This is a genomic window from Burkholderia sp. (assembly GCF_018375725.1).
In the GTDB taxonomy this organism is placed as follows: Bacteria; Pseudomonadota; Gammaproteobacteria; order Burkholderiales; family Burkholderiaceae; genus Burkholderia.
This window is the reverse complement of sequence record NZ_JAHACR010000085.1, coordinates 1-14,095: the sequence shown is the minus strand read 5'-3', so window position 1 is coordinate 14,095 and position 14,095 is coordinate 1. Positions and strand designations below refer to the sequence as shown.

Genomic DNA, 14,095 nt, shown 5'->3' with positions numbered 1-14,095 from the left:
GGCGAACGATACGTGTTGCGACACGGTCGCCTGACCGCCCGTCGATTCGTGCGCGCCGTTGTCGAGCAGCACGTGCGTGAGGTTGGCGGGACCATAGGTGCCGAGCGTCGCGAACGCGCCCATGCGCATCAGCGCCGCGCCGTCGCCGTCGATCGCGACGACGTTCAGGTCGGGCCGTGCGAGCGCGAGACCGAGCGCGAGCGGCGTCACGCAGCCCATCGAGCCGACCATGTACAGCTGGTTCGGGCGGTCGTCGAGCGCGTACAGTTCGCGGCCGCAGAAGCCGGTCGATGCGAGCACGACCGTCGAGTCGACCGGCGTATGCGCGATCACGCGCGCCAGCGCGTCATGCCGCGTCGGCCACGCGTCGCTCGACGCGGCGCGTGTCGTCGACTGCGCGGCGATGTGCGGGCGCGGCATCGTCGCCGGATTCGCGTCCAGCGCATAGGGGGCGACGCTGCCTTTCTGCATCACGAGCGCATACGGGCGGCCGGTCGCGTCCATGTGCGCGACCGCGCGGTCGAGCGCCGGGCCGATCTGCCCGGGGTCGGTCGGGAAGGTCTCCCAGGGAATCTCCATCGTGTCGAGCATCGCGGGCGTGATCGGGCCCATCAGCGCATGCTGCGGCTCGTCGGGCACGCCCGGCTGGCCGCGCCACGTGACGATCAGCAGCTGCGGGAGGCGGAACGTCCACGTCAGCGACGTGAGCGGGCTCACCGCATTGCCGAGGCCCGAGTTCTGCATCATCGAGATGCCGCGCTTGCCGCCGAGCGTCGCGCCCGCGATCAGCGCCACCGCGTCGCCTTCGTTCGCGGCCGACAGGTAATGCAGCGTCGGATCCTGCAGCACGTAGTTGATGAACGGCGTCAGGTACGAACAGGGCACGCCCGCATACCAGTCGAAGCCCCGTGCGCGGGCGGCCTCGACGAACTGGGCCGCTTCGATCATCGCGCGCTCCCGTTTCCGCCATTCTGCTCCGCGAACGGCGTCTGGCCATGCGCGAAGTCGCCTGCGCGGCGGAAGTCCTCGAGGTCGTTGACGCCGCGCCAGTGGCCGTGCACGTACTGCACTTCGATCTTCTCGCCGGCCTCGATCAGCGCATTGAGCAGCGCGGGCATGTCGAGCGAATCGAAATCGGGGCGTGCCTGCAGCGTCGCGAGCATCGCGTTCAGGCGGGCGACGCCGGCGCCACGCACGTTCAGCAGGCCGATCCAGCGGCCGTTCGGCTGGCCGTTCGACGCGTCGCTCGACACGCGTTGCAGGTAGGTTTTCTGGCCGAACAGGCCGCGATCGTCGGCGGCCGAACAGAACGCGAAGTCGCGCACGCTCTGGTTCGACGGCTGCGTCTGCGACGAATCGACGACGACGCTGAACTCCGCTTCGCTTTCCGCGAGGTCGCGCAGGATGTAGCTGCGGAACAGCAGGTCGCCGTACGAGATCACGGTGTCGCCCGTCAGGCGCTGTGCGGCGCACGCGAGCGATGCGAGTTCGCCCGTCTGCGCGTGGCGCTCGTTGACGACGAGCTTGATGCCGGACGTGTCGATCGCATCGGCGCGATAGCCGCCGACCACGGTGATGTCGTTGACGCCCTGCTTCTTGAAGCCGTCGACGAGCCAGCGCAGGAGCGGTTTGCCGGCGACCGGCAGCATGACCTTGGGCTTGTCTTCGGTGACGGCCTCCAGACCCTTGCCGCGGCTCGCGGCGAGCACGATCGCGGCGTTCGACGCGCGCGACGACGACGACAGGTAAATGCGCTCGGCCGCCGAATACTCGTCGGCGTCCTGCAGACGGAAGATTTCGTTGACGCTCGCGACGCGATCCTCGACATTGACGAGCGTCTCGCTGTCGTGAATTTCGCGTGCGACCGCCTGCATCGACGAGGCCGCCGCGCGGATCAGGTGGTTCGCCCAGATCACGGTGCTGATGCCCGCCTGGCGGAACGCGTCGGTCGGCGTGCTGTAGTACTTGGTCGGCACGATCACGAGCGGCGCCTTGCCGCTCCATTCACGCGCGAACTGGAGGATTTCGTCCGGACGCGACAGCTTGCTGTGGATCAGGATCGCATCCGCGCCTGCCTCGGCATACGCGTTGGCGCGGCGCAGCGCCTCGTCCATGCCCCAGCCGGCGATCAGCGCCTCGACGCGCGCGACGATCGAGAAGTCCGGATCGCTCTGCGAATCCTTGCCGGCCTTGATCTTGCCGCAGAACTCGTCGATCTCGGCGAGCGGCTGGCGTTCCCCGTCGATGAAACTGTTGGTCTTCGGGAACTGCTTGTCCTCGATGCACACGCCGGCGATGCCGCGCTGCTCGAGCTTTTTCACGAGACGGCGCACGTTGTTGAAGTTGCCGTATCCCGTGTCGCCGTCGAGCAGGATCGGCAGGTCGCTCGCATCGGCCATGAATTCGAGCACGTCCACCACCTGCGTCCAGCTCGCCTCGTTGTTGTCGCGCACGCCGAACTGCGCGGAGATCGCGAGGCCCGACGCCCAGATCCCCTTGAAGCCGGCCTCGCGGACGATCCGCGCGGACAGGCCGTTGTGCGCTTCCATCAGGAATTCGAGCTCGCTGCTGGCGAGCATCCGTCGCAGGCGCGCGCTGCGCGATTCGGTGAAGTTGGGTTCGCGTGCGTTCATCGTGCGGCTCCTGCGGTGGTGCGTTGAATCATGGGCAATACGTCCTCCGTCGCGCGTGCGACGTCGTTCGGGAAATCGATTTCGATCCACGGCGCGCCGGTCACGTCGGCGACGTCGAAGGTGCGGCCGCCTTCGAGCAGCAGGTCGCGCACCGCTTCTTCGTGCGGCATGTTCGCGCGGCCGCTGTCGACATAGCCGGCAACGATCGCGGCGAGGCGGCGTGCGGTGTCCTCGCTGAAGCGGAAGAACCCGACCGATTCGCCGATCGTGTCGTAGTCGAGGCCGGCCGCGAGCTGCTTGCGCAACTCGACCGGCACGCCGTCCTTCACGCACAGCTTCACCGGCTCGTCGCCGGCTTCGAAGTCGCGGTCGATCAGCAGCCGGTCGACCGGCTGATCCGGGTTGGCCACCAGCGCGTGCAGGATACTGTCGTCATACAGCACGTCCGCGTCCATCAGGAGCACGTCGCCGCCGCGCGTCATCGCGTCGGCGACCGTGTGCACGGTCAGCACGCTGCCGAGGTCGTAGCGATCGTTGACCACGATTTCGGCACGCCGGCCGAGGCGCTTGAGCTCCTCCTCGACCTTGCCTGCCTGGAAGCCGAGCGCGAGCACGATCTCGTCGACACCGGCCGCTTCGAGCACGCGCAGATGGCGTTCGAGCAGCGTCGTGCCGTCAAAGCGCAGCAGGCACTTCGGGAATTGCGCTTCGGGAGGTTGTTGCAGGCGCAAGCCGACGCCCGCCGCAAGAATGATGGCTCGCATGTGTTCTCCAACCAAAAAAATGACAGATCGATTCTTGACCGATCAATCGGCGAGGGGCTGCGGCGTCGTCTGGCGCCGCTGCCAGTTTCGTTCACTGAAATGCAGATAGAGCAGGCCGGGCAGGCCGAGCGCGAGTTCGCGGGCGCGTTTCGCGAGCGACAGCGCGAGCGCCGCTTCGGGCGGCAGGCCGACTAGCGGTGCCAGCAGCAGGTAACCGCCTTCCTGGGCGCCGAGCGAACCGGGGATCGCGAAGGCTGCGCCGCGGATCGCCTGGCCGACGCTTTCGAGCAGCAGCGCGTCGAGCCAGCTTACCGGATGCCCGAGGAAGTGCAATGCGAGCCACACTTCCGCGGTGCCGGCGATCCAGCCGGCGAGGCTCAGCGCGAAACTCGACGCGACCCGGTCGCGCTGGCGGTACAGCGCGCTGACCGCGCTGTCGATGGCGTCCGCGCGCGTCGCGAGCGACGACCAGTTGCGCGGGCCGAACAGCTTCGACGCGATGCGCAGGCCGCGGCCAAACAGGCCGCGCTGCTGCGCGACGTAGAACAGGACGGCGCACACGCCGAGCACCGCCGTTGCGATCAGCGCGGGCGTGCGCAGATGCGCGACCGAATCATGGGTGGCATAGGCGCTGAATGCGGCGATGCCGATCAGCGCGAACACCATCTGCGCGATGGCCTGTGCTGTCGTACTGACCGTGACGGCCGCGGCGGCGTCCGCCATCCGCACGCCGCGCTGCGCGAGGTAGCGCACCATCAGCACCGGGCCGCCGATCTGTCCGGCGGGCAGCAGGCTGTTGACCGATTCGCCGACCCAGCGCGCGCGCACCGCGTCGCCGAGCCCCGAGCCGGGCAGGCCCTTGCGGAACATCGTCGACAGCGCCGCGGCGTCGATCACGAGCGGCACGACGTGGAATGCCGCGACGAGCGCGAGCCCCCAGCCGGCCGTGAGAAGCGTCGACGCAACCGCGCCGAGGCCTTGCCAGGCCAGGAGTGCAACGAACAGTGCCGTCCCGAGGGACAGCAGGATCAAGCCGGCGCGTGTCATGTGCGTGTCGTTCGGCGCGAGGCCAGTTGCTTGAACACCTGACGGAAACCGAAATAGGCGATTGCGTCCTTCATGTTCGAAATAAAGCGTTTCCACGGCCGCATGCCGGGGTTCGTCACGTATTCGAAGGTCAGCGACACGCGCATCTCGTCCTGGCCGAGCGGCGTGATGCGATGGCGCAGCTTGTCGCCGTCGAACAGCACGATGCCGCCGTCGGCGATCTGCACCGAGCCGGGCTCGTCAGGCACGTCCGGGTTGCGCGTATGCAGTTCGTAATCGAGGCGGCACGACGAATCGTCGATCACGCCGATCAGCAGCGTGTAGCGGCGGCCGTCGTAGTACGACGTGTCGTAGTGCCAGCCGATATGGTCGCCCGGTTTCGTGTAGTAGTACAGCGCGTAGGCGTGCGGATCGTCGTCCGGCGACGGCAGCAGCGTGTCGCCGGTGATCTTCTCGAGAAAGCCGATCAGCGCCTTCGAGCGATACAGCTCGGCGATATACGGCGCCTTCGCATCGATCGTGTGGCGGCTGACGCTGCCGCCCTGCTTGTGGCCGGGCAGGTAATTGCGGTTGAGGTCGGCCTGCAGCGCGCGCGCGGTATCGGCCAGTTTTCCGGCCGCGTCGGGCGGCAGGAACGTGTCGAGATACAGGAATGCGCCCTGGCGCGTGTAGTCGTCGCGCAGGCGGCCGATGTCGAGCCGGCCGACACTGTCGGCCACGGCGCGATCCGGGTCATTCGATGTGACGCGGGCAGGCGCCGGGCGTGCCGGCTTTTCCAGCACGGAGTCGTCACGCGTGTTCATGCTCATTTGGTCGCCTGGATTTCGGTTGCGTTCTGCGTCGGGCTGCTGCGCCGGACGATCCGCCAATAGTCGATCACGACCCATGCCGCGAACAGCGGCGCGCCGATCGACGCCGCGAGCAGAAACGGCTCGACGCCGTCCGTGAGCGTGACGAGCGGCAACAGATAGAGGACATCCTCCGTCTCGAAGCCGCCGGCGAACGCCTGCTTCGTGCCGGCCTTGCCGGCGAACGACTCGATGCGCATCCGCAGGTAGAAGATCAGCGCAACGGCCGCGCCCGCGACCGCGCCGAGCAGCACCGGGGGCGCTGCCATCTGGCCGCCCGCGGCCACGATGCCGACGCCCATGCTGGCGAACAGCGCAACCGTGACGAGCGCGTCCGCCGCGAGGTCGTAGAAGTGACCGATCTTGCTGGACTTGCCGCTGATGCGCGCGAGTTCGCCGTCCGTATGGTCGACGAAGTTGGACAGCACGATCAGCAGCGCACCCGCGTTGATCCAGCCGAAACCGCCTTGTGCGAGGCACAGGGCGCCGGCGAGACCGATCAGCAGGCGAAGGGTGGTGAGGTGGTTCGGCGTGACCGCGGTATCGACGAGCGGCCGGACAAGCGAGCGCGCCAGCCGCGCATCCCAGGTGCGTGGCAGCGGTGGTTCGGGGCGGTTGGTGGTTTTTCTTTGGTCCATCGACGAAATATATACGGAATTGTAAGTCGGCGCTTTTTTCCCGATCAACGAAAGGGCAATTTCGGGCGAAGAACGGGCATTTTTCGGAGAAAAAGGGGCGCATGCGCTGTCGGGTCGCAATGTGCCGCGTTTCGCCTGTCACAGAACGGTCGTTCGATATCCGGCAAATCCGGCAACGCACTTTTGCACCGGGCGAGCCTTTCGCGGATGCGGCCTCTGCGATACTGAGTGCGCACCCTGAGCTGCCGGTCGTCCAAAGCCGGCAGCTCAGGGGCAGAGCGCCGTTCAGGAGACACCCCGCGGCGCCCATGACATATCAAAACTAGAGGTCGAAATTCTGCCATGTCTTCATCACGCATCCTTGCTCCCGCCCTGCGCTCGCTCGTTCGCACCGCCGACGAAGCCGCGGCCCTGATCCGCCCCGGCATGACCGTCGCGATGAGCGGCTTCACCGGATCGGGCTATCCGAAGGCCGTGCCCGCAGCGCTCGCGTCGCACATCGAAGCGGCGCATGCGCGCGGCGAGGCATTCCGCATCAACGTGCTGACCGGTGCGTCGACCGCGCCCGAGCTCGACGGCGCGCTCGCCCGAACGAACGGCATTTCGATGCGGCTGCCGTATCAGTCCGATCCGACGCTGCGCGAGAAAATCAACGCCGGCGAGGTCGACTATCAGGACATTCACCTGAGCCACGTCGCGCAATACGCATGGTTCGGCCTGTTCGGCGAACTGGATGTCGCGATCGTCGAGGTCGCGGGGATTCGCGAAGACGGCCTGCTGATCCCGTCGGCATCGGTCGGCAACAACAAGACGTGGCTCGAACAGGCGAAGCATGTGATCCTCGAAGTGAATTCGCGTCAGCCGCTCGGCCTCGACGGGATGCACGACATCTACTACGGCACCGCGCTGCCGCCGCATCGCCAGCCGATTCCGCTGACGCGCAGCGGCGACCGCATCGGCGAGCCGTATCTGCGCTGCCCGGCCGAAAAGATCGTCGCGATCGTCGAAACCGACGCGCCCGACCGCAGCAATGCGTTTTCCACGCCGGACGAGACGTCGAAACAGATCGCGCATCACCTGATCGACTTCCTGCGCCATGAAGTGAAGCAGGGCCGGCTGCCGGAGAACTTGCTGCCGTTGCAGTCGGGCGTCGGCAACATCACGAACGCGGTGCTCGCGGAGCTGAGTTCCGCCGGATTCTCGAACCTCACCGCGTACACGGAAGTGATCCAGGACGGCATGCTCGACCTGCTCGCCGACGGCACGCTGAGCCTCGCATCGGCGACCGCGCTGTCGCTGAGCCCGGACGCGGTCAAGCGTTTCGCGGACGACATCGAGATGTTCCGCGAGAAGATCGTGCTGCGTCCGCAGGAGATCAGCAACCATCCGGAACTGGTGCGCAGGCTGGGCTGCATCGCGATGAACGGGATGATCGAGGCCGACATCTACGGCAATGTCAACTCGACGCATGTGATGGGGACGAAGATCCAGAACGGCATCGGCGGCTCGGGCGACTTCGCGCGCAACGGCTACCTGTCGTGCTTCATGTCGGCGAGCACGGCGAAAGGCGGGACGATCTCGCGGATCGTGCCGATGGCGAGCCACGTCGACCACACCGAGCATGACGTCGCGGTGGTCGTTACCGAGCAGGGGCTTGCCGACCTGCGCGGCCTGTCGCCGAAGCAGCGCGCCCGCAAGATCATCGCGAACTGCGCGCATCCGGATTTCCGGCCGATGCTGGAGGATTATTTCGAGCGCGCATGCCGCGACAGCTACGGCAAGCAGACGCCGCACCTGCTCGACGAGGCGCTGGCCTGGCACGCGCGTTTCGTGCGGATCGGGTCGATGAAGGCCTGATGCGTGCGGATGCCGGCAAGACAACGTCCGGCGGATAGCTGGCCGGCCCGGTCGGCTCGCCGAACGGCCCGGTCTGCCGCGACGCGTCGCCGCGCGCACGCGTTGCATGGGGCGACGTGACCGCTTAACCGGCGTAGTGCGCGGCGTAGTGCGCGCGGCACGCCATCTCGCGTCCGCGCACGACGCGCTTGCCCGTCAATGCGCCGCGGGTCTCGGTCACCACGGTGCGCTGGCGTTCCGCCTGCGTTTCGTCATAGAAATACACGACAACCCAGCCGGACATGCGCGACAGTTCGTGCGCGCGTCCGGCATACGGATGCATCGCGGTGAAATGCCAGCCGTCGTTCGTGGCATGCAGCAGCGGCAGCGGGCGGCTTTCCAGGTTCGGGCGTTTGGGCGTGACCGTCGGCAGCGCGCCGGCCGCGACCAGTTCGCGATAGCGGTGGTCGATGTCGAGCAGCAGCGCGATCGCCGGTTCCGGTGCGGGGCCCGCGCCGCGCGGCTGGGCATGCCAGCGGCGCCAGCGGCCCAGCGCTTCGGCGAGCGCCGCGCGAATTCCCGCCGCGCGGCGCGGGCCGACGCCCGTGACGGTTTCCAGCCTGCCGCTGCGGGCGGCGGCCTCCAGGTCCTCCAGGGTGTCGATGTGCAGGCTTTCGTGGATGCGCAGTGCAAGTTCGTGGCCGATGCCGGGCACGGCTTCGAAGGCGCTCGTCGAGCGCGCATCGCCGCGCAGCCGTTCGAGCTGGCGCCAGCGCCGGGTGATCAGGATTTCGGCGACAGCCTGCGCGATACCCACGCGGACGTGCGGCAGCGCAACCAGCACATCCATGCCCCCTTCGTCGAACAACAGGCGGATCGGACGGTCGAGTCGCTCGACCGAATCGGCAGCGAAACGGTATGCGTCGGCCCGGGACTGGGTCGCACCCTGTTCCGCGAGGCGTTGTGCAGCCTCGCGCAGACAACGGGCGATCTGCCGGTTTTCCTCGTAGGTTCGGCTGGCGGTCGTCTGCATGGCGGTAAAACGCGTGGGAGTGCAAACGGAAGGGGCCGGCGAACGGTGCGCCGGCGTGCCATCGACGATTGTCCGGGACGAGGATCGAGAAAAATTGATGCGTATCAATGGCAAACGTTACACAGGCGCCGTGATCGTGCGAGACGCAGGCGGCAACATGTGCCATGTGCGTGCGGCGTGACGCATCGACGGGATGCGTCGAGCAACGGACAGGACGGCGCATGCGACGCCGGACGTGCGGCTGTTGCATGTCGGCAGCGGATCGGTCGCCCGTGCTACACATCGAGAAACGCGTGCGCATCCTCCGCCTGCACGGATTCGCGCAATGCGGCGAGGGCGCGTCGTTCGATCTGGCGCACGCGTTCGCGCGACATGCCCGACCGTTTCGCGATCGCGTCATAGGTCGCCGGCTCCGCACCACCGATGCCGAAACGCCGGCGCAGCACGTCGGCCTCGAGCGGCGTCACCGACTTCAGCAGTGCCGCCACGCATTCGCGCATGCGTGCGTCCGCGAGCGTGTCGAACGGGCTGCGCGACGCGCGGTCCTCGATCAAATCGCGGAGCCCGGCATCCGCATCGGGCAGCGGCGTGTCGAGCGACACCGGTTCGGCCGGCAAGCCGAGCAGCGTACGCAGCTTGTCTTCGCCCAGGCCGATTTCGGCAGCAAGCTGGGCGGGTGTCGGCTTGTGGCCGGTGCGCTGGCGCATGCGTTGCGCTGTCCGTCGTACGCGGCCGACCTGATCGCCGACGTGCACCGGCAGGCGAATCGTGCGTGCGCGATCGGCGACCGCCCGCACGACCGCCTGGCGGATCCACCACGTCGCATACGTCGAGAACTTGAAGCCGCGGCGGTATTCGAATTTCTCGATCGCGCGCAGCAGGCCGAGGTTGCCGTCCTGAACGAGATCGGGCAGATCGACACCGCGATTCGCGTATTTCCGGGCGATCGACAGCACGAGCCGCAGGTTGGCTTCGAGCATCCGGCGCGTGGCGTCGTGCACGCGCCGGCGGCCAGCCCGCAGCGTGGCGAGCAGCGCGAGCCGGGTCGTTTCGTCGAGGCTGGCGGGCGCCTGGTCGCGGGATGTGCTGTCGCGCGTTTCCGGGGACGGGAGCGTCAACGCGATCCGGCACGCGTCCTCGATGGCCGATGCCGGCCAGGCGACCGATTCGAGTCGTGCGGCCAGCCTGGCGCATGTGTTTCGGTATCCGGTCGACCGGCTGCCATAAGTGTGCAGCGCGCGCCGCACGGCGACGGCCGACTTGCGCAACATCGCATGGGTGGCGCCGGCCGGCGTGTCATTGGCGTTGCCCGATGCACCGGCGCCGATGTGGTGGGAAAGCAGCGCATCGACGGCAGCCGGAAAGCCGGCGAGCGCCTGGAGGATCTCGCGCCGTCCCGCTTCGATCTCGCGCGCCAGTGTGATTTCCTCGTCATGCGTGAGCAGCGGCACCGCGTGCATGCGGCGCAGATAGAGGGTCAGCGGGTCGGTCGATGCGGTTGCGCCGTGCGCGATCGCATCGAGCACGGCGCTGCTTTCGTCGAGTGCGTCGCGGTCGACATCGACCGGTGCCGGTTCGGTGAACGGCGCCGCGTGCGGCGGTTCGTCGAGCACGGTGATGCCGATGTCCGCCAGTGCGGCATATACGGCGTCGAGCGCATCCTGCGTGCCGCGTTCGGGCGGCAGCGCGTCGATGAGGTCGGCGTGAATCAGGTAGCCGCGTTCGCCGGCAAGCGCCAAAAGCCGGGCGACGGCGTCGGTTGGGATATCCGCGTGTGACGCGCGGTGCGACGTGTTCATGTTGCCTGCGGCGTGTGCCGCCTTCCTGCTCCGGCGGGCTCGCGTCCGCCGCTGTCCGGCTGCCGGGGATCGCGGGCGCCCGTCCGCCCCCGCATGCCTGTTCCGCTCAAACCGTGGCGGATCGCGTGCTTCAATGCCTGCGCGATGGCGCACAACGCAGCGTGCGCAGTTGATTCATGCTACGCCGGACAGCACGACCCGGTGCGTCCTGCGTTGCAGAGGCGGGACGCGACGCGGTCGGCCGGATTCCGCATGTCGATGCGTGCCGCAAACGCCTGCGCCGATTGACTGGAATGGTGCGTGCCGCGTGCTGTCTTGACGTTCATCCTTGCCGCGTCGGCGGTCAGCCGTTTGCGCCGCACGATCGTTCGGGCCATGAAACAGACAGTAACCGATCGGGATGCCGTGAAATGTGCGCTAGACGTAAGCTAGAGACATGTGCGGGTGCCCGTCGGCGCCCTTGCCGGAGCGTGAAATGATCCCGATTTCAGCGATGAAGCCTGGTGCTGTTGCTTTGACCGCACTGGCGCTCGGCGGTTGCTATTACACGAGTCCTTACGGTTACGCGCCTTACTATGCGCCGGTTCCTGCGCCCCTGTCGCAACGCGAGGCGCCGGCCATTGCATCGGGCAACGCGGTCGCGGATCCGTACGATTCGGCCGGGACGCTGCCGGCGGACGCGTTGCCACCACCCGCACCGATCTATGCGGCACCGTATCCGTATTACTACCCCGCGTACTATCCGGGCTGGTACGGCTGGGGCTGGCCGCCGGTCTCGATCGGTTTCGGATTCCGCGGCGGAGGCTGGGGCGGCGGACACTGGCACGGCCGCGGCAGAGGATACTGGGGTGGTTGGGGCGGACATTGGGGCGGAGGTGGCGGGCATGTCGGTCACCGGCGCTGAGCGGTTGCTGCCCGGCGTATGCGCCGTAGCCGGCTGGCGGGCAGCGACGCGGCACGGACGGATGGCGGGAATGGCCGCGAAAATGGCGCACGCGTTGCGGCCGGAATGCCCGCACGGGAGAGCATCATGAAACACGCAATCGTCCGATGCATCTGCATCGGCTTCCTTGGCCTGACGGCATTGTCCGGTACTGCGGCCGCACAATCCGAGGCGTACACCAACGCGCCCGCGAACCTGCGTGCGGGCCCGGCGCCGGACTATCCGCTGGTGGCGGCGATTCCGGCGGGCACGCTCGTGTCCGTGATCGGCTGTCTCGGCGACTACTCCTGGTGTGACGTTGCGCTGCCGGGCGTGCGCGGCTGGATCTACGCGGGACGGCTCAGCTATCCATACGAGGGCGGCGACGTCGCAGTGCTCGATTACGGTGCATGGATCGGCTACCCGGTGGTGACGTTCGCGCTCGTTCCATATTGGGATCACTTCTATCGCAACCGGCCCTGGTTCAACGATCGAGACCGCTGGATGCATCGTGCCGAACCGCGGCTCGGCCCCGGCGGCATCCCGCCGGGACGCGGGCATCCGCAGATCGGACAAGCGCCGGCCGGTGCAGTGGGCGGCGGGACATTCGGCCGTGATCGCGATGTGCGTCCATCGATGCCGCATGGCGGGTTCAATGGCGGCGTACGTTCGCCGGGACCGCAAGGCAACGTCGGCACGCAGGCGCCGCAAGCCGGCGGAGGCATGTATGCACCGGGGCCGAACGCGGGCGGAGGCATGCACGCGCCGGGGCCGCCAGCCGGCGGCGCGGTTCATGCGCCTTCCGCGACGATGGGCGGTGCAGTGATCGGGACGCCGCCGCAGGGCCGGCAAGGTGGCGGTGGATCCGGCGGCGAGCGCGGCTTCGGCCGGCAAGGCGGCGGAGGTGGAGGTAGAGACGGTGGCGGTGGCGGGGAACGTGGATTCGGCCTGCAAGGAGGCGGAGGCGGTGGTGGGGACCACGGGACGGATTTCCGTCGCTGATCGGGGGCGACGACACATGGCTCGGTGTGTCGTGCGTGCCCGGTTCATGTCACGCGCCGGCGGCGCCGGGCCGCAATCCGGCAACGGATTCAGCCAGCGCCGTGCGCCGGCCGGGCATGCGATCACGTCGCACGAAACCGGCTGACATCGCCCGGCCGGACGCGCCGCACTCGCATGAAGCGGGTGCGAACGTTCCGGACATGGACGATGCCGCCCGGGTCAGTCGAGCAGCGCCAGGATTTCCTCGTACAACGGCCGCGGAATTCGCACGCCATTGGCGATGCTGCGCGCGCGGGCATCGAAACGCCGTTGCGACGGCAGCCGCGCGCCCTGCGCGACGATCGCGTCGAGCATCCGTTCACCGCGTGCGAGCCCGGCGCCGAGATCGTCGCCGAGGAATACCTTCGGGTCGAAGGCAATCACGAGTTCGCCATGACACGGCGTCGCGCCGACGCCATCGTCGAATTCCATCGACTCCTGGCTCGTCATGTCGCCGATCAGCGCACCGCCGAGCAGTTCGACCATCGCTGCGAGCGCCGAGCCCTTGTGCCCGCCGAACGTGCGCATGGCGCCTTGCAGCGCGACTTTTGGATCGGTGGTCGGCTGGCCGTCGACATCGATCGCCCAGTGTGACGGAATCGGCTTGCCCTGTTTCGCGTGCAGCTCGATGTCGCCACGCGCGATGGCGCTGGTCGCGAAATCGAACACGAACGGCGTGCGGCCCGGACGCGGCCAGGCGAACGCGATCGGGTTCGTCCCGAATACCGGCCTGTTCCCGCCTTCAGGCGCGACCCAGCTATGGCTCGGATTCATCGCGATGCCGGCGAGGCCGGCCGCGGCGATCGCCTCGACTTCCGGCCACAGCGCGGAGAAGTGATAGCAGTTGTTGATCGCCATCGCGGCGATGCCGTGTTGCCTCGTCATCTCGACCAGCACGGGCAGGCCGGTTTCGAAGCTCAGCAGCGAGAAGCCGCGATGCGCATCGACGGCGACGATGCTCGACGACAGAGGACGCAGCGTCGGCGTCGCCTGCGGATCGACCTTGCCCTTCCTCAGCGAGCGCACGCAGACGAGCAGCCGATAGACGCCATGCGAATGGCACTCGTCCCGCTGGCCCTGCATGATCACGTTCGCAATCGCGCGCGCATGCGCATCCGACATGCCGTTATGGGTCAGCACGCGCATCGCGAGCGCGTGCACATCGTCGAGCGACAGGACGATTTCGTTCATGTCAGACATCCTGTGCCTCCCGCGTCGCGACGACGCCATCGATGCGTTGCGGAATGTGCATCGGATTGCCGTCGCGGATCGCTGCCGGCAGCAGTGCAGCAGGCACGTCCTGATACGACACGGGACGCATGAAGCGCTCGATCGCGCGTGCGCCGACCGACGTCGTACGCGGATCGGATGTTGCGGGGAACGGCCCGCCATGCACAATCGCGTGGCCGACTTCGACGCCGGTGCCGAAACCGTCAACGAGAATCCGGCCTGCTTTGCGTTCGAGCGTGGGCAGCAGCTTCGCGAACAGCGCATCGTCGTGCGCACCGAGATGCGCGGCGATCGTCAGCTGACC

At 67.7% G+C, this 14,095-nt stretch carries 12 protein-coding genes and 1 pseudogene; 3 read left to right on the top strand and 10 right to left on the bottom strand.

Translation table 11 applies throughout. The features are described 5' to 3' along the window. From aepY to KH616_RS12035, 6 genes are all read right to left on the bottom strand, one after another. Nucleotides 1-948, bottom strand: a 948-nt coding sequence (gene aepY, locus KH616_RS12060; RefSeq protein WP_292244348.1) for a phosphonopyruvate decarboxylase, incomplete at its 3' end; no start/stop codon positions are given. Further along, the gene (gene aepX / locus KH616_RS12055) at nt 945-2,633 is read right to left on the bottom strand and encodes a phosphoenolpyruvate mutase (protein ID WP_292244347.1); all 1,689 of its coding nucleotides are present in this window, start codon (nt 2,631-2,633) and stop codon (nt 945-947) included. The genes aepY and aepX, both read right to left, overlap by 4 nt. Next, a complete protein-coding gene (locus KH616_RS12050) occupies nt 2,630-3,397 on the bottom strand; it encodes a phosphocholine cytidylyltransferase family protein (protein ID WP_292244346.1) in 768 nt (255 codons plus the stop codon). Before KH616_RS12050 ends, aepX begins: the two co-directional genes overlap by 4 nt. 42 nt (nt 3,398-3,439) lie before the next feature. Beyond that, nucleotides 3,440-4,444, bottom strand: coding sequence for an HpnL family protein (locus KH616_RS12045; RefSeq protein ID WP_292244345.1), 1,005 nt, complete (start codon nt 4,442-4,444; stop codon nt 3,440-3,442). Further along, entirely contained in the window at nt 4,441-5,253 is an 813-nt protein-coding gene (locus tag KH616_RS12040; protein ID WP_292244344.1) for a 2OG-Fe(II) oxygenase, read from the bottom strand. The genes KH616_RS12045 and KH616_RS12040 overlap by 4 nt, the downstream gene beginning before the upstream one ends. Continuing rightward, the gene (locus KH616_RS12035; protein ID WP_292244343.1) at nt 5,250-5,930 is read right to left on the bottom strand and encodes a CDP-alcohol phosphatidyltransferase family protein; all 681 of its coding nucleotides are present in this window, start codon (nt 5,928-5,930) and stop codon (nt 5,250-5,252) included. The genes KH616_RS12040 and KH616_RS12035 overlap by 4 nt, the downstream gene beginning before the upstream one ends. 342 nt (nt 5,931-6,272) lie before the next feature. Here KH616_RS12035 and KH616_RS12030 point away from each other — a divergent pair, with 342 nt between their 5' ends. Continuing rightward, nucleotides 6,273-7,787 carry an acetyl-CoA hydrolase/transferase family protein gene (locus KH616_RS12030; protein WP_292244342.1) on the top strand — a complete coding sequence of 505 codons (1,515 nt, stop codon included), beginning with the start codon at nt 6,273-6,275 and terminating at the stop codon, nt 7,785-7,787. Nucleotides 7,788-7,911: 124 nt separating this feature from the next. Here KH616_RS12030 and KH616_RS12025 read toward each other — a convergent pair whose 3' ends face one another. After that, nucleotides 7,912-8,799 carry a helix-hairpin-helix domain-containing protein gene (locus tag KH616_RS12025; protein WP_292244341.1) on the bottom strand — a complete coding sequence of 296 codons (888 nt, stop codon included), beginning with the start codon at nt 8,797-8,799 and terminating at the stop codon, nt 7,912-7,914. 275 nt (nt 8,800-9,074) lie between these two features. Then, nucleotides 9,075-10,598: a sigma-70 family RNA polymerase sigma factor gene (locus tag KH616_RS12020; protein WP_292244340.1), complete on the bottom strand. Its 1,524-nt coding sequence runs from the start codon at nt 10,596-10,598 to the stop codon at nt 9,075-9,077. 475 nt (nt 10,599-11,073) lie between these two features. Here KH616_RS12020 and KH616_RS12015 point away from each other — a divergent pair, with 475 nt between their 5' ends. Together KH616_RS12015 and KH616_RS12010 are read left to right on the top strand one after the other, a co-directional pair. Beyond that, nucleotides 11,074-11,502 (top strand): hypothetical protein, encoded by a 429-nt coding sequence (locus KH616_RS12015; RefSeq protein WP_292244339.1) that lies wholly within the window; start codon nt 11,074-11,076, stop codon nt 11,500-11,502. A gap of 126 nt (nt 11,503-11,628) precedes the next feature. Continuing rightward, complete coding sequence (locus KH616_RS12010) at nt 11,629-12,522, top strand: SH3 domain-containing protein (protein ID WP_292244338.1); 894 nt, start codon at nt 11,629-11,631, stop codon at nt 12,520-12,522. 219 nt (nt 12,523-12,741) lie between these two features. Here the strand turns inward: KH616_RS12010 and KH616_RS12005 are convergent, their stop codons facing one another. Together KH616_RS12005 and KH616_RS12000 are read right to left on the bottom strand one after the other, a co-directional pair. Further along, nucleotides 12,742-13,761, bottom strand: a complete 1,020-nt coding sequence (locus KH616_RS12005) for an Ldh family oxidoreductase (RefSeq protein ID WP_292244337.1) — start codon at nt 13,759-13,761, stop codon at nt 12,742-12,744. Beyond that, nucleotides 13,754-14,095: pseudogene (locus tag KH616_RS12000) on the bottom strand (aldehyde dehydrogenase (NADP(+))); the annotation flags it as partial. The gene KH616_RS12005 and the pseudogene KH616_RS12000, both read right to left, overlap by 8 nt.